This is a genomic window from Nocardiopsis sp. CNR-923, assembly GCF_001942255.1.
In the GTDB taxonomy this organism is placed as follows: Bacteria; Actinomycetota; Actinomycetes; order Streptosporangiales; family Streptosporangiaceae; genus Nocardiopsis.
In genome coordinates, this window is sequence record NZ_MKKC01000095.1 from 1 (window position 1) to 18,621 (window position 18,621).

At 68.0% G+C, this 18,621-nt stretch carries 22 protein-coding genes, 1 pseudogene and 1 CRISPR repeat array; of the genes and pseudogenes, 8 read left to right on the forward strand and 15 right to left on the reverse strand.

Features of this window, described 5'->3' with window-relative positions; all coding sequences use genetic code 11:
* The first annotated feature begins 70 nt into the window (after positions 1-70).
* A CRISPR array of direct repeats spans positions 71-491; the repeat unit is 30 nt; unit sequence GTCCTCATCGCCCCTACGAGGGGTAGCAAC.
* Between the two features lie 499 nt (positions 492-990).
* Positions 991-1,203: a hypothetical protein gene (locus tag BJF83_RS29385; RefSeq protein ID WP_262391609.1), complete on the forward strand. Its 213-nt coding sequence runs from the start codon at positions 991-993 to the stop codon at positions 1,201-1,203.
* Positions 1,204-1,467: 264 nt separating this feature from the next.
* On the opposite strand, the gene BJF83_RS16360 is transcribed toward BJF83_RS29385, so the two are convergent.
* The 5 genes from BJF83_RS16360 to BJF83_RS26850 are packed head-to-tail and all read right to left on the reverse strand — an operon-like array spanning position 1,468 to position 3,650.
* Complete coding sequence (locus BJF83_RS16360; RefSeq protein ID WP_143831922.1) at positions 1,468-2,337, reverse strand: type II CAAX prenyl endopeptidase Rce1 family protein; 870 nt, start codon at positions 2,335-2,337, stop codon at positions 1,468-1,470.
* Positions 2,338-2,372: 35 nt separating this feature from the next.
* Complete coding sequence (locus BJF83_RS16365) at positions 2,373-2,627, reverse strand: hypothetical protein (protein WP_075926973.1); 255 nt, start codon at positions 2,625-2,627, stop codon at positions 2,373-2,375.
* A complete protein-coding gene (locus BJF83_RS16370; RefSeq protein WP_075926974.1) occupies positions 2,624-3,052 on the reverse strand; it encodes a hypothetical protein in 429 nt (142 codons plus the stop codon). Before BJF83_RS16370 ends, BJF83_RS16365 begins: the two co-directional genes overlap by 4 nt.
* Positions 3,049-3,465: an ATP-binding protein gene (locus tag BJF83_RS16375; RefSeq protein WP_083678560.1), complete on the reverse strand. Its 417-nt coding sequence runs from the start codon at positions 3,463-3,465 to the stop codon at positions 3,049-3,051. Before BJF83_RS16375 ends, BJF83_RS16370 begins: the two co-directional genes overlap by 4 nt.
* Positions 3,462-3,650, reverse strand: coding sequence for a hypothetical protein (locus BJF83_RS26850; protein ID WP_143831923.1), 189 nt, complete (start codon positions 3,648-3,650; stop codon positions 3,462-3,464). The genes BJF83_RS16375 and BJF83_RS26850 overlap by 4 nt, the downstream gene beginning before the upstream one ends.
* A gap of 317 nt (positions 3,651-3,967) precedes the next feature.
* On the opposite strand from BJF83_RS26850, the gene BJF83_RS16380 reads away from it, so the two are divergent.
* Entirely contained in the window at positions 3,968-4,774 is an 807-nt protein-coding gene (locus tag BJF83_RS16380) for a helix-turn-helix transcriptional regulator (protein ID WP_075926996.1), read from the forward strand.
* Positions 4,771-4,947 carry a DUF397 domain-containing protein gene (locus BJF83_RS16385; RefSeq protein ID WP_075926976.1) on the forward strand — a complete coding sequence of 59 codons (177 nt, stop codon included), beginning with the start codon at positions 4,771-4,773 and terminating at the stop codon, positions 4,945-4,947. Before BJF83_RS16380 ends, BJF83_RS16385 begins: the two co-directional genes overlap by 4 nt.
* Before the next feature lie 363 nt (positions 4,948-5,310).
* Here BJF83_RS16385 and BJF83_RS16390 read toward each other — a convergent pair whose 3' ends face one another.
* The 10 genes and pseudogenes from BJF83_RS16390 to BJF83_RS16430 all read right to left on the reverse strand — a co-directional run bounded on the left by BJF83_RS16390 (position 5,311) and on the right by BJF83_RS16430 (position 14,328).
* Positions 5,311-5,631: a MazG nucleotide pyrophosphohydrolase domain-containing protein gene (locus BJF83_RS16390; RefSeq protein WP_083678562.1), complete on the reverse strand. Its 321-nt coding sequence runs from the start codon at positions 5,629-5,631 to the stop codon at positions 5,311-5,313.
* A gap of 108 nt (positions 5,632-5,739) precedes the next feature.
* Positions 5,740-6,825: a hypothetical protein gene (locus BJF83_RS16395; RefSeq protein ID WP_075926977.1), complete on the reverse strand. Its 1,086-nt coding sequence runs from the start codon at positions 6,823-6,825 to the stop codon at positions 5,740-5,742.
* Entirely contained in the window at positions 6,822-8,846 is a 2,025-nt protein-coding gene (gene fxlM, locus BJF83_RS16400; RefSeq protein WP_075926978.1) for a methyltransferase, FxLD system, read from the reverse strand. Before fxlM ends, BJF83_RS16395 begins: the two co-directional genes overlap by 4 nt.
* The gene (locus BJF83_RS16405; protein ID WP_262391610.1) at positions 8,819-9,682 is read right to left on the reverse strand and encodes a lanthionine synthetase C family protein; all 864 of its coding nucleotides are present in this window, start codon (positions 9,680-9,682) and stop codon (positions 8,819-8,821) included. The genes fxlM and BJF83_RS16405 overlap by 28 nt, the downstream gene beginning before the upstream one ends.
* A complete protein-coding gene (locus tag BJF83_RS29390; protein WP_262391611.1) occupies positions 9,652-10,095 on the reverse strand; it encodes a hypothetical protein in 444 nt (147 codons plus the stop codon). The genes BJF83_RS16405 and BJF83_RS29390 overlap by 31 nt, the downstream gene beginning before the upstream one ends.
* Positions 10,092-12,140, reverse strand: coding sequence for a lantibiotic dehydratase family protein (locus BJF83_RS16410; protein ID WP_075926979.1), 2,049 nt, complete (start codon positions 12,138-12,140; stop codon positions 10,092-10,094). Before BJF83_RS16410 ends, BJF83_RS29390 begins: the two co-directional genes overlap by 4 nt.
* A gap of 345 nt (positions 12,141-12,485) precedes the next feature.
* Positions 12,486-12,659 carry an FxLD family lanthipeptide gene (locus BJF83_RS16415; protein WP_075926980.1) on the reverse strand — a complete coding sequence of 58 codons (174 nt, stop codon included), beginning with the start codon at positions 12,657-12,659 and terminating at the stop codon, positions 12,486-12,488.
* Positions 12,660-12,754: 95 nt separating this feature from the next.
* Positions 12,755-13,627 carry a helix-turn-helix transcriptional regulator gene (locus BJF83_RS16420; protein WP_075926981.1) on the reverse strand — a complete coding sequence of 291 codons (873 nt, stop codon included), beginning with the start codon at positions 13,625-13,627 and terminating at the stop codon, positions 12,755-12,757.
* Positions 13,624-14,150 (reverse strand): annotated as a pseudogene (locus BJF83_RS31150) (DUF6879 family protein). Before BJF83_RS31150 ends, BJF83_RS16420 begins: the two are co-directional and overlap by 4 nt.
* Positions 14,134-14,328, reverse strand: a complete 195-nt coding sequence (locus tag BJF83_RS16430) for a hypothetical protein (RefSeq protein WP_075926982.1) — start codon at positions 14,326-14,328, stop codon at positions 14,134-14,136. Before BJF83_RS16430 ends, BJF83_RS31150 begins: the two are co-directional and overlap by 17 nt.
* 1,129 nt (positions 14,329-15,457) lie before the next feature.
* On the opposite strand from BJF83_RS16430, the gene BJF83_RS16435 reads away from it, so the two are divergent.
* The 5 genes from BJF83_RS16435 (at position 15,458) to BJF83_RS26860 (ending at position 18,599) form a co-directional block, all read left to right on the forward strand.
* Complete coding sequence (locus BJF83_RS16435) at positions 15,458-16,126, forward strand: sigma-70 family RNA polymerase sigma factor (RefSeq protein ID WP_075926983.1); 669 nt, start codon at positions 15,458-15,460, stop codon at positions 16,124-16,126.
* Positions 16,127-16,600: 474 nt separating this feature from the next.
* Positions 16,601-16,750, forward strand: coding sequence for a hypothetical protein (locus BJF83_RS29400; protein WP_262391613.1), 150 nt, complete (start codon positions 16,601-16,603; stop codon positions 16,748-16,750).
* Positions 16,751-16,912: 162 nt separating this feature from the next.
* Positions 16,913-17,089: a hypothetical protein gene (locus BJF83_RS27525; RefSeq protein WP_158070383.1), complete on the forward strand. Its 177-nt coding sequence runs from the start codon at positions 16,913-16,915 to the stop codon at positions 17,087-17,089.
* The gene (locus tag BJF83_RS16445) at positions 17,050-17,700 is read left to right on the forward strand and encodes a hypothetical protein (protein WP_075926984.1); all 651 of its coding nucleotides are present in this window, start codon (positions 17,050-17,052) and stop codon (positions 17,698-17,700) included. Before BJF83_RS27525 ends, BJF83_RS16445 begins: the two co-directional genes overlap by 40 nt.
* A gap of 65 nt (positions 17,701-17,765) precedes the next feature.
* The gene (locus tag BJF83_RS26860) at positions 17,766-18,599 is read left to right on the forward strand and encodes a hypothetical protein (RefSeq protein WP_143831925.1); all 834 of its coding nucleotides are present in this window, start codon (positions 17,766-17,768) and stop codon (positions 18,597-18,599) included.
* Positions 18,600-18,621: the final 22 nt, after the last annotated feature.

An 18,621-nucleotide genomic window follows, 5' to 3' on the forward strand; every position in this document is an offset into this window, starting at 1 on the left:
GGTCGCCCTGAAAATCTGGGGCTCGATCAGTGAGCTGGTGCCTTTGTGGCTGCGACTTTACTCTCGGGCCTTCATCGCCCCTACGAGGGGTAGCAACTGCAGGTGGCCAGCAGCGAGCCCGCCGGACACGACCTGCCTTCATCGCCCCTACGAGGGGTAGCAACCCATGGACAGCATCTCCAGCGCGCTCTGACGGTGCGGCCTTCATCGCCCCTACGAGGGGTAGCAACAGCCCGGTGCCCCAGCTCGTGCTCTTCTCCGTTTGCCGTCCTCATCGCCCTACGGGGGTAGCAACACGGAGGAGTCCTATGGGGCCGACGGCACGTACTGTCCTCATCGCCCCTACGAGGGGTAGCAACGGTGGCACACGTGGGCGCCGGAGAAGCCGGCTGTGGTCCTCATCGCCCCTACGAGGGGTAGCAACTTTCCCGCGATGTTGGTCGCTCCGGTGACGTCCACGGGTCCTCATCGCCCCTACGAGGGGTAGCAACACCCGGCTTATCCGGTCCAACCCGGCCGCGTCCATCTGATCACCGTGGTCGGGACCGGGCTGGCCGCCGATGCCGCCGACCGTGTCCTTCCCACCGGGGCCACCCGATGACCCCCGGCGAAGCGACTCCGGCCCCCACCAGTCCCTGATCCGCTACCGGCCCGTCCCCGGATATCGGCCGCTCCTGGACGCGCTCCCGCGCCGAGTCCGCAAGGACGCGGACGGAATCTGGTGGGGCGAGGTCCCGGTCATCCCGGCCGCGCCCCGCGACAGCCACACCCCACCCCACCGGACGCCCCTCGTCCTGACCGACCACGACCACGCCGAAGCCCAGGCTGAGAGGCTGATCCCTCAACAGCGGACCCGGGCGGTCCCCGACCTGCCGGGCCACGACCGCAAACCCGACCCGATGAAAGCGAAAACCCCCGCCGAGTTCGTGGAGGTGAAGCGCCGCTACCGCCGCTGGGCTGGGTCCCCGTCGTTCCGGCAGATGGCCAAGCGTGGTGGCCTGTACCCTGTACTCGGCGGCGGCGTTCTGCGAGGCGCTGCGCTCGGACAAGCTGCCCAAGTACACGGTGCTGAACGCGTTCATCGTGGTGTGCGGCGGGGCTGAAGCTGACTTCCAGCGGTGGGTGACCGCCTGGCGTCGCCTGGACGAAGACGAAGGGGGCAGACCCCCCGTGGTTCTGGTGCCCATTCCCCCGCTCCGGTAGCACCACCGCAGGGCCGCCAGGAATGAGCACCCTGGCGGCCCCCGCGTCACACCGTCTTGGGTGCTCTCTCCCAGCAGGCAGTGGCGATCCAGGGAGTTCCCGTACTGGTGAGGGGTCATGTGCTCCTCTGGAGGGGCCGTCAGTGTGGGGCTCGGTCAGGGAAGGCCGCCGAGCCCCAGCCTGGGGCGGTGCGGCAGGGGAAACCCTACGGACGGTCAGGGGTGCGTCCCCGCCGCACCGGGCCACAAGGGAGGGTCCGTCAGGTCATATAGCTGCTGCGGCCAGCAACATCAGAGAGCTGCCGAGCAGGTTGTGCGCGGTGTGCGCCAGGATGATCGGAGTCAGCCGACCCGTGCGCCGGTAGGCCCACACGCACACCAGCGCCGGGAGGGCCACCGCCAGACCGCCGAGCCCGAAGTACAGGTGGTAGCCGATCTTCGCGGCCACCGCGACCGTGTAAACCTCGGCCGGGACCCGGCCCGCGGCCGCGAACAGGATCACCAGCACCGCGACGTTCAGCGCCTCCTCCAGCCAGGAGGTCGTCAGGCTGATCGGCAGCGTCATCACGGCACGGGCCACCTGCCCCTCGACACCGCCCGCCTCCAGCACGGGCGAGGCCCCCAAGCTGTCCGGAGCCAGGAACAGGATCACGGCGCGGAGCACGGACGCGACCAGGTAGGAGACGAACACGAGCCAGAACACGTGCCGCGCCTGTCGGCGCCAGTGCCGCCGTTTGGTCGGGTTCGAGGTGCGGGTCCATCGGGGGCGGATACCGATGTCGGACAGCCGCATCCGACGCCGCCAGACCACCAGGGCGACGACGGCCAGGGTGAGGAGGCTGGCCACCAGGTGGAAGGTCCACTGCACGAGGGTGGTCGGCCAGAACTCGGCCGGGTTCAGGGAGGTAGGCAGCAGCGGCTCGGACGTCTCACCGCTGTCGGTGCCGAACACCCATGTGGGCCAGTCGAGGAAGAACACCACGTAGATGACGGTGAAGACCAGGTACGCGAGCACCGGCCGGATCGGTTTGAGCTGGGTGCGCACCTCATCAGGGGTGGGGGGAAGGAACGGCCGACGCTTCTTGGCTGTCGGTGAAGCAGGATAGGGCGTGGCCAGGGCCGGGGTAGCGATCATCGGAGTCCGATCAGGGTCGAGAATCGGTGTGTTGGTCAGGCGGCCGGAGGCAGGTCCGGGTTCGGGCTCTGGCCGAGAGCGCGGTGGACTTCGGCCAGCTCGGACAGGATCGTCGTGTGCCCGTTCGGATCGGTGAGGGTGTACACGGCTCCGAGGAACCGGCGCTCGCGGTCGAGGGACCACCCCTGACGGGCGGCTTTCCACCGGGCGTCCTCCCACGCGCTGCGGGCCTGATGCGCGAACTCGGGTCCGCGGGTGCGGCGCGGTGGCCGGGTGAACCTGCCCTTCACGTGCCTGTCACCTGCTGGGCGCGGTCGATCAGGTAGTCCACCAGTGCGAGATCCGCCGGCCGGGGGTTGCGGATGGCGGGGCCGAGCACGGCGAGTTGGAGGGTGGATCGGTCCCGGTCGGGGGCCTCCCCGTCGGTCGCGGGCCGGGCGGGGAACTCAGGCACCCACTCCAACCGGCTGCGTGGGGAGTGCTGGTGCAGGCGCAGGCACACTGCGGCCAGCCGCCCCGACCCCACCAGTTCTCCGCTCGCCCAGGTGCGTTGGGCATACCGGCGGGCGTTGATCGACCACGTATCCCAGTCCGGGCGGGGGACGTACCAGGACTGGACGAGGGTGGCCTGCATCCACCCCATCGCCTGCTCCGCCAACCGGGTGGAGGTGGGGGCGATGGCGTGCCGGGGCACGAGTGAGACGGGGGTGGTCACCGGGTGACCTCCGCCCACATGCCGGTCCCCACGGGCAGACGCCCCCATCTCTCGGTGAGGGCGTCCACGAGGCGAAGCCCACGCCCATGCTCTGCCGCCAGTTTCGGGGTGCGTCTGGTGGGGGTACGACCCGCGAGCGGCCCCGCATCGCGCACCTCGACGCGCACCCGGTCCGGGTAGACCTTGAGCCGGACCGCGAACGTCCCGTTGGGGTCGCCGCTGTGGGTGTGGACCATGGCATTGGTGACCAGCTCGGACAGAACCAGCTGGAAGTCGTACCGGAAGTCCTCGGTTGGGGTGACTCCCAGTTCATGGAGGCGGTCGCTACCCCACTGACGAGTGGTGGGGATCGAGTCCGGCACGCCGTCGAACGTGCGGCGGGCAACGGCTGGCTTTTCGGGTGCGGTGATCACCGGTAGCTCCCCTGGGTCTGGTGGGCGATGGCCAGCAGGGCGTCGAGGCCGCTTCCGGGGAGCGGGGGCACGGGGCCTGTGGGGATGCCCAGACGGTGCCGGTGCCGGTCGACCGCTGCGGTCAGGGCCGGGTTACGAATGCCCGGGTTTGGTAGCCCCGGCTGGGGTGGGTTGCTACGCTTCATGTGTCTCACCTCGGTCTGGACGGGGTGGGGCTCACGCCCTGAAATCGGTGGCTCGGTTCGGGGCGTTTGTCGTTGTGGGGCCGCCCTGCCCGGTGTCCTGGTCAGGGCGGCCGTGCCACCGAGGTTCCCCCGAAGCCATTCCGCCCTCGGCTTCCTCTGTGGCACTCCCCGACCCAAGGGGGACGGGCCGGGCAACGCATTCCGCGTTGCACGTGACTATGCACAACCCCAGGTCCGAGGGTCTACGGGAACAAGAAAACTGTTCTTTCCTGAGTATCTGGGTGTTCAGATGACCCATTTTGTTGTTGACTGTTCTCATGCCTAACCACGTCAAGCGCAAGTGGGTGCCGTTCGGTAAGGAAGTCCGGAGGCTCCGCAATGAGCAGGGGCTTTCCCTGGCTCAGGTAGGCAAGAGACTCGGAGTGACGGGGTCTCTCGTGGGGCAGATCGAGCGAGCCACACGGGTTGCAAAGCGCCCCTATGTGGACAAATTGGACGCTCTCTTTGAAACTCGCGGTGAACTGGTCAACTTCTGGCTCGACACTCAGCGGGAAGGACGAGTCCATGAAGACTTCCGCAGCGCTCTGGCTCTGGAGAGGAAGGCCGAGCAGATCCGCGAGTATCAGTCCATCCTGTTCCCCGGGCTGATACAAACCCCTGACTACGCTCGTGTCCTGGTCAAGGCGCGGAACCCTCTGGCAAGCGAAGATGAAGTCGAGGAACTCGTCACGGCACGCACTGATCGAATCGGTGAGCTGCGCGAACGTGGAAGTCTTCTGTGGTTCGTCGTCGATGAGTCCGTGGTGCACAAGCCGATCGGGTCACCGAAGATCTTGGCAGAGCAGCTTCAATGGATCGAAAACCTGGCCCAGAGCGGTACGATCCGTTTCCAAGTACTCCCTCTGGCACACCACCCTGGGCTGTGCGCGCCCTTCCGGCTCGTGACGCTGGACAAGCGGCGGATGGTGCTCTACGCGGAGCACGCCGTGGGCGGTGAGATCCTGGAGTCTCTCGATCTCGTCAGTGAGACGTTGACCCTGTTCAGCGCCATGCAGGCCGAAGCGCTATCGTCCCAGGCGTCGGTTGAGCTGATCACCAAGGCGAAGGAACTGTCGAAGCGATGAACCAGCAGTGGCACAAGTCCAGCTACAGTGATGGTCGCGGTGGGAACTGTGTAGAGGTCAAAGAGGGGCTGCCCACAGCGGTCCGCGACTCCCAGAACCGGGAGCTGGGGCACCTCGACGTGCCCGCCCACGAGTGGGCCGCGCTCCTGACCTCGGTGCGCACCATCCGCTGACGCCTCTGAACAAGAGCAAACCGACCCCCGCCAGGCATGTTGGCGGGGGTCGGTTGCATGTCGACACCCTCTAGAGTAACCGCTCCAGCACGCAGCCCCGTGACCGAAACCGGACAAGAGTCAGCGGCCCGTCACGCGCTCACAACACCGGTCCGCCCAGGTGTGTTGCGGGGCCACCCCCGTGCGCGGACGCTCCTGCCGTGCCCGGGGTGGTGCTTCCAAGCCTCCACCCCAGACACTCACGACTCGGCGGACTCTGGAGTGTGAGCAGACGATGCCAGTTGAACCGTCAGACACAACGGTGTGACGACAGAGGAGGCGAGGGTGGGCGAAGGGGGGCCTGGCCTTTCGTTGCTGCCCGGGTCAGTTCCAGGTGCGTGTGGCGTTGACCAGCTCCTTGTCCCGCAACGCCTGGCTCAGGTCGATACCTTCCCGGTTCGCGAGCGCCGCGAGGTAGATCAGCACGTCCGCCAGCTCCTCACCCAGGCCACTGATCATGCTGTTCGGGTCCACTTTGAGTGAGGCTCGCTTACGTACCGCCTTGCACACCTCCCCGGTCTCCTCCGCCAGTTTGAGGGCCTGCTCGATCAGGGTGTGCTCGGAGAACCCTCGCTCGACCTCCATTCTGGCCACGTACTCCTGGATCTCGGTCAGGGTTAACGGGCGGTCGGGCAGCGGCTCCATGCGACGTCCTCTCTCGGAGCGGGGGCACAATTGCACCTGGCGGTCCGGTCAGTAGGCACCGGGCCGCCAGAGTCCCTCATCCCGTTCCTGTGGGGTTGCGGGCCTTCTTCACGTCATGAGCAGGTTGTCGCTGAGTCTTTCACGTGCTTCGTGGAGGGATGCTTTGAGCGCTTGGAGGGATGCATCCTGCAACATTCCCGTGTCGAGCCCTGACGTGTCCAGCACCGATCCCAGTGCTGCCCTGCTTCCTTGGGACAGCTCGCCCTCCCACGCTCGGAGCAGATCACGGGCCGCATATACGTCTCGCGCCTGAACCACTGCGGAGACCAACTGTGCGGCGAGAACTGTGGCGTTGCCGTGGAGTCCACCAGCCAGGTCCGTGGCGGCGATCCCTAACCGGGTACGGAAGACGACGTGACGGTCCTGTATGTCCTGAACCTGTTGGAGAACGGTGGCGGCCTCATCAGCTTCTACCTCACCGGCCTTGATTCGGCACCACAGGACCAGGGCTGACTGGACAGCCCTCTCCCACGGTTCCCGGACTGCGCTGTCCTCGGCCAGGGCCAGCGCTGTCTTCGGGTCGCCAGCAGTAAGTTCGGCGATCACCGCGACTTGGCGGCCGTCGAACAATCGATCCCCGACTCCGTTGTGGTCTCGGGCGTGCTCAGCGGCACGCGACCACTGGCCCTGTGAGGCCAGTGCCCTCGTGCCATCGCCGAGGCAGATCATCCACACCCACCGGTACAGCTCAGCCCGACCCTCATCGGATGCGGTGAGCCGGTCCAACGGGAGTTCGTGCCCGTCGACCACGGTGGGGGTCGCTGAGCCGACCCCCTCCCGAAGCGTGGTGAGCATCCGGAACGCTGCCGCGCCCTCCCCGGCGCGGATCTGGAGTCGGGCGAGGTTGACTACCGGCTCCAGCGCCCGTTGCGCCATCGTGGCGTCCAGGGGGAGGTGGTCCTGGTAGAGCTGGGCGTGTTCCCAGCACCAGTCACGTGCCAGGTCGGGCAACCCCACGTCCGAGGCGATCAGAGCCGCCCCGTTGTATACCTGCGCGGCAGCAGCGACGGCTTCCTCCGGGGCACCGGAACGGGCGGTCCGGGCCGCCGCGGTGATGCGCTCGATCCGGATTGTGAGTTTCTCTCCGGGTGGGCGGGGCCGGGGGACCAGCGGGAACCACTTTTCGGGGCTCATGCGGGTTCGCCCCAGGCCACGACCAGGGTGGAGTGTTCCCGCTCCAGCACACGCCGGGTGTCGGACGACGATGCGATGACGGGTGCGAAGTGCAAGGAGAAGGAGATGTCGTCGTCCCGGTGGGGTTCCCACGCCACGACCTGGTCGGCCATCTGCTCGGCGAGCTTTTGCCCGGCGGGTGCGTGCCCGATGACACCGAGTTCGTGACGGCCCTGTTGCCCTTCCACCGGCCGCAGCGTCAGGTACGCCAACCCCCGCTCGGTGGCGGGGACCCCGGCCATGTCGCCCCAGGGGAGTCCCGGGGTGACCAGTCCGTTGGTGACGGCGTGCTGGCGCAGGGGCATGCGGGAGAGACGGTTGTCCAGGTGGGTGGCCAACCACAGCCACATCGTGTCCAGGGGCTGGCCCTTGCCGAAGGTGACCCCGGTCCAGGTGGTGGTGGCCAGTTCGGTGAGGATGTCGTGGACTTGGGCGTCGGTGATGGTTTGGTCCTGGTTGGCTTGGAGCAGGACCGTCCCGTCCGGGTCCAGGGCAAGGATGCGTCGCGGGTCGTCGCCGATTCCTCCGCCGCGCAGGGGCATGAAGGTGCACAGCTGACTGTCCACGGAGCGCCAACGGTCGCCGTCACGCTCGAACACGATGCTGCGGTTGACGTCCCCGGCGATGCGCACGGGGGCGATGAGCCTGCCGTCAGGGGCGAGCTGGTCCACCCACGCCCGGGGGACGTCGTGGGAGCCCACGGTCGCGATGATGCGATCGTAGGGTGCGCCGTCGGGGTGTCCGAGCGCGCCGTCCCCCAGGTGCACCACCACGTTGGTGGCCTGGCTGTCTTTGAGCCGGGTGCGGGCTCCGTCCACCAGGTCCTGGTCGACGTCGATGGTGGTGACCGACCCGGTCCCTCCGACCAGGTGCCCCAGCAGGGACGCGTTGTAGCCGGTCCCGGCCCCCAGTTCCAGCACCCGCATGCCGAAGGCGAGAGCGGCCTGTTCGAGCATGAGCGCGACCACACTGGGCTGGGAGGCGCAACTGATCGAGGCGCCGTTGTCGTCGTGCTTGATGTGGACAGGCGCGTTGGTGTACGCCTCCTCCAAAGTGGCGTGGGGGACGAAGGTGTGGCGCGGCACGCAGCGGAAGGCGTCCTCCACTGCCGGGGTGGTGATGGCACCGTTCTTTCGGAGCTGCTGGATGAGGTCCTCGCGCAGCGTCTCGGCGTCCTCCGGGGATGAGGGTGCGCTGTTGGTGGTGTCGGTCATGACGGCCTTTCCGAGGTTGGACAGGACATGTTGGTCCCGGTAGGCGATCCCCCACCGGTTGAAGGTGAAGATCAGGTGGTGGGCGCACACCGCCCGCAGGCCCCGGGTGAGCCTGCCTTCGGTAGCGAGGTCGGCCAGGGCGGCTCCGGCCGCGGTGAACTCCTCCGCCCACGTGGTGGTGTGCGGGCTGGTGTCGGCCATGGCCTGGGGGTTGAGGGTCATGAGGGTGCGGGCGGGGGCGAGCAGATGTTCGTCGTTGGTGAACGGTTCGGGGAGGCGACGTAGGGCGGTGACCTTGTTCCACACGTCGGCCTGTTCGAAGGTGTCCAGGCGGGCGCCGCGCAGGAAGACGCTGCCCATGAGGAGGGCGAGTTCGCGCCGACCCAGCCCCCCGCCTTGGGTCGTGTGGTTGCGTGCCAGGTAGGTGAGCAGGTGGCGGCTGTCGGCGTGGAACAGGGTGTGGGCCAGGCGCATCCCGGCCTGCCCGCCGAAGGTGCCGGTCTCCGGTTCGTAGATGCCGTGTGCCCATGCGGAGACGGCCTCTGCACGGTGGAGGCGTTCGAGGTGCTCGTCGAGGAATCGGCGGGCAGGGAGCCCTCCGGTGTAGCGCAGCCGCCAGTGGGGCTTCTTGCGGACGAACCACCAGCCGGTGAGGAGGTCTTGGCGTTGGCCGTCTTCGAGAACCGGCGCCAGGTGGTGGGTGGCCGTGTGTTCGGCGCTCGCCCAGTCGGGCCACTCGATCAGGATCTGCGGATGCTCGTCACGCATGAGCGTGCCTCCTTGACGTGGCCGATGAGCAGGAACGAGGCCCACCCCAGGGAGTGTGGGGCGGTGGTGAGGATGTGCAGGGCCGTGGCGGTGCCGGCCGCTCCTTCCAGCAGCCCGATGCCGCCGTGGGTGAGGAGGCGGTGGGCGACGTCACCGGAGTCGTGCCCCTCCACTGCCGGGGCGAGCAGGGCAGGAACGTGGGCTGTGCCCGTGGTGTGCGCGATGAGGGCGAGCCCGGCGTAGCCGTGGCACAGGGAGGAGTCCAGGATCGTTCCCGCCGTGCCCTGAGGGGTGAGGGTGCGCGCGAGCGTGTCCTGGACGGTCGCGTGACGGTCCGTGTCACCGAGGGCGTCAGCCGCCAGGAGCTGGGCGTGGGCGACCCCGGCTGCCCCGTAGCACCACGACGGGCGTTGCGGCCCCATCGGCTCCTCCTCACCACGGTGCTGGGCCGCGGTGATCCAGTACGGCCACCACGCCCTGTCCGGGCCGGTGCGCTTCCAGGAGTCGAGCCAGTCGAGGATGCGGCCGATCGCCCGGGTGTGCCCGTCGACTTCGATCCCGCGTCGCAGAGCCAGGGCCAGGACGGTCAAGGGGCCGCAGATGCCGTGGGCCATACCCGTGTTGGCGTGTCCGCCCGGGAAGCGGTCCGGGGACTCCTTGCCTGCGGGGTCCACCAAAGTCCACCACCCAGGCATCTGCCGTCCGTCCACCATGGCGGGTTCGGTCAACCGCACCAGGTAGACGAGCACTCGGCGCAGGAGGTCCTGATAGGTGTCGTGGGTCAGCAGCAGCGCCGCCAGCCCGGTTAGTCCGCGGATGGCGTCGAACTCGGCCAACACCGGAAAGCGCTCCCCGGCGTCCATGCGCGTGTGTGCCCTCTCCAGGCGTGCGGCCACGATCCAGGCCACGGCGGCGTCGAGCTGTTCCAGTTCACGCTCATAGCCGGGTGCACCGTGGCGGCCTGCCGTAGGACGAACGCCAACGCGGGTGCCCCGTAGTACAGGTGGGCCTCAGGTGAGGCGTCCACCCCATCGGAGATGGCGCACTCCAGCCACGTCTGGACCCGCTCCCAAGGGCCGTGGCCGGTGCGGGCACGCTCGATGTGCAACAGCGCCACCCCGACGGCTCCGTGGGCCAGGGACTGGGGCCACCACCGGTCGTTGGCCAGCGCCCGGCCTTGGTCGGGGGTGGCCAGACGATCCGCGACGTGGGTAGCGACGGCGGAGGCGTCCAAGAGATGCATGGTCACGATGCCCCCTTCTGTTGGAGTTGGAGGAGGATTTCCACCGCCCGCCCGTCGCACCATCCCGCCGAGTTGGGTGCGGGGGCTTCGGTGAGCACGGCCGCGCCGTCCTTGTTCAACTGGGTGCGGAGAAGGAACAGGTGTCCCGGTTCGGTGAGGTCCAGGCGTAGCCGCTGATCCCCTCGGCCCAGGTCGACCAGAGCGGGGAGGTTCCGGCGCTGCGCCCACGCCTGCCACGCGTTCTGCCAGTGGGGCCACTCGGTCGTGGCTGGGGGAAGGTCCGCTGCGATGACCCGCCAGCGGGCGTTGGCCAGCACCACCCGCCCGGACCGGACCCGGGGCAGGAACGGCAGGAAGGAGGCAGCCCCCCAGTCGAACCCGGACACGACAGTCTTCCCAGCGCGGGGAAGCTCGGTGAGGAACCGGGCCAACGGTGGGGCGTAGCGCAGGTTCAACGCGTGCGGCACCACCGGGACGACCACGCGTCCCAATGAGCGCGACCATAGGAACAGGTCCACACCGTCGTCTCCGGTCAGGAGGTCGTCGACGGTGAGGCTGTCGGCTCCGGTGGAGGGGTATTCGGCCACGTGCAGGACGTGCTTGAGCAGCTGCGGGGCTCGGGCCACATGGGTGCTGGCGGCCCGCACCGGTGGAAACGACAGCTGGACGGGCAGGGCTTGGCCGGAGCTGGTGAACACCTTGGCCAGATCGGTTCGAGTTCCAGCCAACGGGGCAAACCGGCCCGCCATCGTGCCCGCGCTACGTGAAGCCCCCAGCACCACGATCCGGAACCGACCGCTGTCCAGCGCCACACGCGATGGTGACTCCAGGCGTACGTTCAGCTCCGTGTTCTCGGGCGGGGTCGGGGAACGCTCGGCCTCAACAACGGTCAGGAGTTCGTTGACCTCGATCTCCCGTCGCCCGGTCAACGCCGCTTCCTGTGCTTGGCGCATCAACCATCGGTCACGCAACCCCAGAACAGGGTTGGGCTCGTCTTCGGAACCGGTGTATCCGGGTGGGAAGCCCAGGCCCGTGTCCGGGTGGACGACCTCGGAGACGGGAACGAGTTCGGTACCGTACCGGCGCGCGAACCGCTCCCGGTATCCGTGCCACGTGGGAATCCCCTCCGGGTGCGTGGACAGCACGGTGAGCATGTGTGCGGCCTCCTCGGCCGCGTGCGCCACCGCGACGGGAAGGGCCACTGCGGCATCGAGGCGGACGTCGATCCCCACCGGCCCGGCTTCGCTCACACGCTGGGCTGCCTTCGTGGCCTCTGCGCGCATGACAGAGCCGCCGCCGACACGGTTGTGCGCTTCCACTGCTGAGCAGGTGTCATCGATGAGAGCGACCAGCGGAGAGTCCTCGACGATGCCATCCAGGGCTCTGGCCAGGTAGGTCAGCGGGTCGGTCTCGACGGATGCGGGAGACAGACTTGTCAGCAGGGCCCGCGCTCGGATCAGCTGGGTGAGCATGTCCTCGACGCCTTGGGGAAGTTCGTCCGGGTACTCGGCGGTGAGCTTCGCGGCCAGTGTGGCCCACGGCATGGGCTGGTGGGCGGCGTCCAGGGCGAGTCGGACAGCGCTGGTCAGACGGATCTCGATCTGGGCCGTGGTCGCCTGTGGATTGGGTGGGTCGGGGCGCGCGTACTGGGGCACCACGAGGTGATCCGGTGTCCGCCAGGCGGTGTGATTGGTGACCAGGAGCAGGCGCTGGCGTACCCGGGGGAGATCCACCAGGTGATCGGTGACCTCGGTGACCCATTCCCCGCTGGGGGACGCCACGGCGCGGTGGCCGCGCCCCCATGCCTCCGACGCCGCGTCAGCGAAGGCAGCCGGGGCGATGCCCGCGAAGAGTCCGAACGGTGTGGCCCGGTGCCTCGCCCGCAGCACGTAGCGCAGAGCGGCGGCGGTGACCTTGCGGGCACGCCGGACTCGGATACCGCTTGGGGCCTGGACACGGATGTCGTCCACGCTGGCGGCCAGATCCGGAGAGGCGTGCCGGATCGCCTCGGCCAGGTCCGGGGTCGCCCACACGCGTTCCAACCAGCGCACCCACCCATCGACGTCGTTCGCAGGCAGATTCGGCCACCAAGACACCGAAGGGCCGTTCGTGACGGGGGCTCGGACAACGGGGGTACCTCTCACCTGCCAGTGCACAGCCATGGTGGTCCTCCGAACAGGGTGGTCGGCACCCAGGGGATGGTGCCGACCACCACGGATCAACTGGGGGTGCTGGTGCACGAATCCGGGCAGCTCGCCCCGCACCCGCCATCGCTGACCGGCAGCCATTCAGCAGCGCGTTGGTCGTCGATGAGGCGGATGTCCAGGGTCAACGGCGTCGCCTGATGCGTGTCCGGACCGGCGTTCAGGTCAATCGGGGCTCCCTGGGGCTGGTGTTCAGTCCGACGTGCTCGTGACGCAGGTGTCGGGGCAGCTCGTCCCGCACCCGTCGTCGGTGAGGTTGATCAGTGGTGTGGTGTCGCTGGTTTCGATCAGGCGGATGTCGAGAGTGAAGGGCGACGAGGAGGCGGGCGTCTGCGTGTCCTTATGGGATTCCTGCGCCAAGCGCATCGCTTGCTCTTTCCAATAGGGGGCTCTGGCACAGGAAAGACTAGGAGCACAGGGAAGTCAGATGAAGGACTTTCACGGGTGGGAATAAATTCACGCTAAGGAATGTCGGTTTTCGCCCGCTCTCGGTATTCCTGGGCGAGTTGGCCGAGGAACACGCGGGCATCCTCATCCGTGAGGGATCGACCGTGGTAGAAGTCGAAGATCTCTTTGCTGTACGCGATGTCCTTGGGGTCGCGTAGCGCGAGCTCACCGGTGAACACCTCAACGGTGACGAGTCGGTCATCGTAGAGCGTGAACCCGTTGAGCGGCCCGCTGGGCACCGGAGGGTGAGCGGGAACGATCCGGATGTCCACACCAGCCAGCTCACTCAAGGACGCGATGCGGTCCATCTGCAACGCCATGACCGCAGGTGGGCACAGCGGCCAGCGCAGCGCTGCCTCGGTGAGCACGAACACGAACTGTCGGCCCGACTGGTACAGGGACTGTTGCCGTTCCAGTCGGCGGGCCAAGGCCGTTTGCCACTCCGCGCCGCGGTTCACCAACGGATGAGCCAGGGTCTGGCGCGCGTACTCGGGGGTTTGCAGCAGACCGGTGATCATGCACGGCAAGAAGTAGCGGATCGTGGTCGCCGCGTCCTCGATAGCGGCCAGGTCGCGTTGCAGTTCCCCCAAGCCGCGTTGCAGAGCGATGCGGAACCCCTGATAGTCGGAGTTGGTCACCCGCGCCAGCTCCAGCAGACGGGCCGCGTCCTGGCCATCCAACGGGACCCCGAGAGCGGTGAGGATGCGTTCGACGTCCAGGTGGGAGGGGCGGATGCGGTTGTTCTCGATCTTGCTGATCTTGGCCTGGCTCATACCGGCGCGGGCAGCCAGGCCCGCACCGGTCATCCCGACAGAGCGGCGGAGCTGGCGCAGTGCGTCAGCCAGTTCGCCGCGCTGCCGGTCGGCGTTCTCGGGCTCAAGGGTCAATCAGCGGACCTTGTAGTACTCGGTGAAGGGGGTGGAGTGCTCCAGGGCCAGGTTCTTGTACCGGACGAGGGGGCGGGGTCGGTGTCCTCCAGCAGTTCCCGGCCGGTCTGGGTGCCGTCGGCAGCGTAGTGCATGAGGACGACGTGGGTGTCGTCGAAGAGCCAGAAGTCCTGCTGGGGCAGGCCGGGGTCGGAGGTCGTGGCGAAGTCGAGGATGTTGACCTCCTCGCCCGCCTGGACGCTGAAGGCGTACCCCCACTCGAACTGGAACCGCAGGTGGTCTCCGACGGGGCTGGTGAGGGTATGGACCCTGCGCATCCGCGCCCGGCTTCGACGTGCTGGCGGACTTTGATCAGGTAGGTGTCAGTGTGCAGCTCCTCGACGGGCCGTGACTCCCCGGCTAGGAACCGTCGCAGCTCGTCCTCTTCCTCGGGCACGGTGTAGCTCGGCAGGGTCTCCAGCCGGAACGCCTCCTGTTGGAAGGAGTGGAAGAACTCCTGCCAGGCGTCACCTTCCAAGCGCACGGGCGGCCTCCTCGATCAGGTGAGCGGGGATCTCGACGGCTACCTCGCCGTCCGAGAGGGTGAGTCCTTCCGTGGCCTTCAACAGCGGCCCCTGGACGACCACGGTCCCCGTTCCAGTGGAGAAGACCCCCGGGCAGTCGTTCCGGTTGCAATCACCGGAAAGTTTCCGAAGTTGCATGAATCATCCTTTCTGTCTGGCGTTAACGAGAATTCACGGTAGAGAGAGTCCGGGCGATGGTCAACCCATCTGGGAGTATTCACGCTTGGGAATATCACCCGCCTCTGAGTTCAAGGAGTCCAGTGTGGACGAGCTGCTGTTCGACGTCACCGCTCCCGCTCCCGCTCCCGAACCCGACGCGGTGCCGGTGGCCCTGGACGCCCAGGAGCAGGATGCCTCCCACTAGGGTGAGCGGATGGACGAGCCGTAGGTGAACGTGCGCCCCCACCAGGACAAGCCCCGGTGGTTCGTGGTCGAGATCGAAGGCGAGTGGCTGGCCGCCAGCCTCAACCCCGGGGCGACAACCTGTACTTGACCCTGGCCTCGCCCGCCTAACAAGGGTGAACAAAGCCCTCCATTCCGGGTCGCTGGTCTGCTACCGCCCCGATTTGGGCCAGCCTTCCCCACCCCTCGTCTAACAGCAGGGCCACACCGTTCTGTACCCGGCCGCACTCGACGCCCTCACCCTGCGAGACGACACACAGCATGGGAACAACATCATGAGCAGACCCAGCAACGGCGCAGGCGGCTGGACCGGGGGCTGGGCCGGAGACTGCGTACTCCTTCTCCTTGCAGGATGCTGCCTGGCCGTGGCGGCTCCGCCGCCGTATTGGCCGACCGCTCCCCTTGTGTCTCATGAGTGAGCAAAAAATGACGACGAAGTGAGCAACCTGTGAGTGCGGGAAGAGAACTCCGATGTCCTGTACTGAAAAAACGCCTCATCAGTCCCTCTGTGTGCGTGTCGAAGAAATATTTCCCGTCCCGTCGGGTGGTGTGGGTGAGAGTCGTCTGAGAGGATGCTCACGGACTGCTCTCCTTGATGTCTATGCAGGTCATCATGGGTGAGCGAGGGGTCCGCAGGAGTGAAGGCCTGTGGATCTGGCTGCTGCTCAACCCCCGGACTTTACTGTTTCTTTGCCTTGGCGAGTTCCTTGTGAGCGCGGATTGAGTGAGCGGTGATCCTCTTCTGAGCGTCCTCTGAGAATCGTGTTTGTTTTGATGCGGGTGTCGTTTCTCGTCGCGATTCGAGGGGGCACCCGTGGCCTTTGCGCCGTCACCGCTGGCAGTCGTTGAGACCCACTTCGTCCATGTGGCACCCACCCACCTGACCCTGCACGGAGGCCAGGTCCATCCCTGGCTCCAGGACCGGACCTACTCGCTGTACCAACTCCGCGACGTCCTCATGGGCGAGGACACCCCCAACGATGTTCGGGACGGGGTGTGGCGCCACACCATCCGCGCCGCACGGCACTCCCAGGACTGGATGGTCGGCGCTCTCGGGCTGTGCATGCCCGCGCTGAGGAACGCCGCCCGGCGAGCCTGCCGGGGCCTGTCCCGGGGGTCCGCGGCAGAGGTGGAGTCGGCGATCCTGGCCGAGACGATCCGCCAGGTGCGCACCATCAACACCGACTACGCCCGCCTGGTCTGGTACCTGACCCGGCCCGCTCACCGTGCCGCGCTCTCGGCGCGCAAACGCGAGCTGGACGCACCGATGCCGGCCGGGGCCCCGGGCCAGCAGACCATCTGCCACGGGGCGGTGGCGGGCAGCCCGGACCTGTTGCTGGTCGCCGCGGTGCGGGTGGGGGTGCTCTCGGCTTCCCAGGCCCAGCTGATCGCCCGCACCCGGCTGGAGAACGTCCCTTTGACACAGGTCGCCGACGAGCTGGGCGTGTCCTACAAGGCGTGCGCGAAGCGACGCGAGCGCGCCGAGGAACGCCTGCTCACGGGCCATGCGCACGGGGCAGGTCGCCATCGGTGACGCGCTCGTGGGCACCGCTGGCGTCGATCGGACCCCGCCCGCCGAGGTCGTGCCGATGAAATCCGGGCGCCCGTTGTCGCATCGGCCCTGGCCGGTGGCTTCCTAGGAGGTTGATTTCGGGAACCAGACCCCGCCGCGACACCGGTGGGTGTCTGGTTCCCGGCCAGGGAGCGACGTGTGAGGAGGCCGGGTGGGGACGAGGAACGCGCGCGCGTCGGAGTGCTGGGTCCGGTGGCGGTGGCCGGCCGTGGGGCTGATCGCTGTGGTGGTGGCTGTGTGGTGGGTGGTGGTGGGTGATGACGCCTCGTGGGTGTGGGCTTCGGACGCCGATGGCTCGGGCGGCGGCGGGGGTGATGCTACGGGGGCGGGTCAGTCCACCGCCCAGCTGCGTCAGGTCGTGAACCGGGTGCGGCTCGTCCTCATCGCCCTCGCCAGCGCGTTGGGGACGTTGTTCTTGTCGATCGCGGGGGTGCGGTGCTGGTCGCCAACGGTGAGCCGGGGCAGATCGACGGGGCCAAGCGCGCCCTGTCGGGCGCGGCGATCGGGTACGGGATCGCGGTCCTGGCCACGGTGTTGATGGACGTCTTGGACTGGATCGTGTCCGTGGGCGGGGGCGGCGAGTGAGCACCGCAGTGCCCGGGGCGAGGGTGCCGTTCGACGCGTCCGTGCCGTCGGACGAGCCGTTGCCTCCCCCCTCGGATGACCCACTGCCGCCACCGCAGGATGTCGAACCGTCCCCAGAGCCCGACCTCGACCCCGAAACGGGGCCGGGACGGGAGATCACCGATGACCCACTCCCGCCCCCGGAGGACCCGCGCGCGGGAGAACCTCCTGCGGGGACAGGACGGCGCGGGCGAGGGCTCGGTGGTGTTGGAGACCGAGGGGGAGGTGTTCGAGTGCGGTCTGGTCGATCCGGCTGCCATGTGTCCAACTGGTTCGCCGACCTCGTCATCAGCGGGTTGAACCCCGCCCTGGGCTGGTTGGCGGAGAAGGCGTTCCACACCCCGCTGCCCACCGAGGGGGTGAAGGGTCTGCACGCCGGGATCCTGACCACCTCCAACACCCTGTTCGTGCTGTTGGTGGTGGCGGGCGGGCTGGTGGTCATGGGATATCGGACCTTCCAGGACCGCTACTCGGTCGCCGAGGTCCTGCCCCGGATCGTGTTCGCGTTCATCGCCTCCAACGCCTCGCTGTGGGTGTCCACGGAGATCGTGCGGTTGTCCAACGGCGTGGCGGCGGCCATCGGCGCCGACGGCATCAACGCCCGCGAGGCCGCGGTCAACTTCCGGGACCGCCTCGACGTGCTGCTCGCCGAGGCGATGGTCTTCACCATTGTGCTGTTGGTGGTCGCGGTGGTGCTGCTGGTGGTGTGGATGGCCACCGAGGCGGTGCGCATCTGCACCGTCATCGTGCTGGTGGTCGCCGCACCGGTCCTGTTGGCCTTGCACGCGTTGCCGCAGACCAACCGGATCGGCGAGCTGTGGTGGAAGTTGATGGCGGGGCTGTGCGCGGTCCCCATCGCCCAGTCGTTGGTGTTCATCGCGATGATGCGGCTGTCTTCGAAGGGCAGATGACTCTCTTCGGGTCCCTGAATCCCACATCCGACAGCGCCGACGACGTCGGCGGCGCGGATTGGTTGATGCAGGTCATGTTGCTTCTGGTGCTGCTGTACACCCAGGTCAGGATCCCGGCCTGGGTGAAGAGGCTGATCTGGGAGCCCACCCATGCGGGGAGTTCACCGATCGCCGCGCTGGTGCGGAACCTGGCGTGGATGCTGGCCTTCCGGTCCCTGGGCGGCCTGCGGGTGCCCGGGGTGCTGCGCAACGGGTTCGACATGGGACTTCGGCTGTCGGAGGTGTACTGGCCGCGCAGCAGGCCGGGCAGGAAGCTGCCCCGCTACAAGCCCGGGCCGCCCAAGGGTGTCCAGCCGTTGCGGCCGCAGGCGTGGTGGTACCGGCCCCGGCACGAGGCACCAGAACCAGTCGGGGCCCTTCCCGGGCCGCGCCGCGCACTACCCAGCCCGGGATCAGGCAGCACACCCGGACCTCGTCCCCACGGTGGACCGTCCGGAACACCGGGGCTGGCGGGGCCTCGGGCGCTTCCACCGGTTCCCGCCCCCCGTGTGGGGACGCCCGCCGCGCCGCGCCGGGCTCTGGTGGAGGGCCGGATGCCGGGGTCACCCAGGACCGGCCAGCAGGTGCTGTTCAGCCGTCCAGCACCGCCGCAGGCGGGGGAGTCGGTAGCGGGAGCACCTCCTCAGCGCCGGTGGCGTCAGGGCGTGCTGCCGACCCCACCCCCAGTACGGGTGCCAGGACGGCGAGCCCCGGAGCGGGTCGGGGACGTGTGGAGCAACCCGCGCCCGACCCCGCGTCGGTCCGCGCACGTCAAGGGCCAGCGGCCCCTGTTTCCCAACCCCAAACGGAAGTGGAAGCAGTACGGGCTGTTCCCGCGCCCGAAGAACGACGCGCAGTGATCGTCCGAGAAGGAAGGAACCG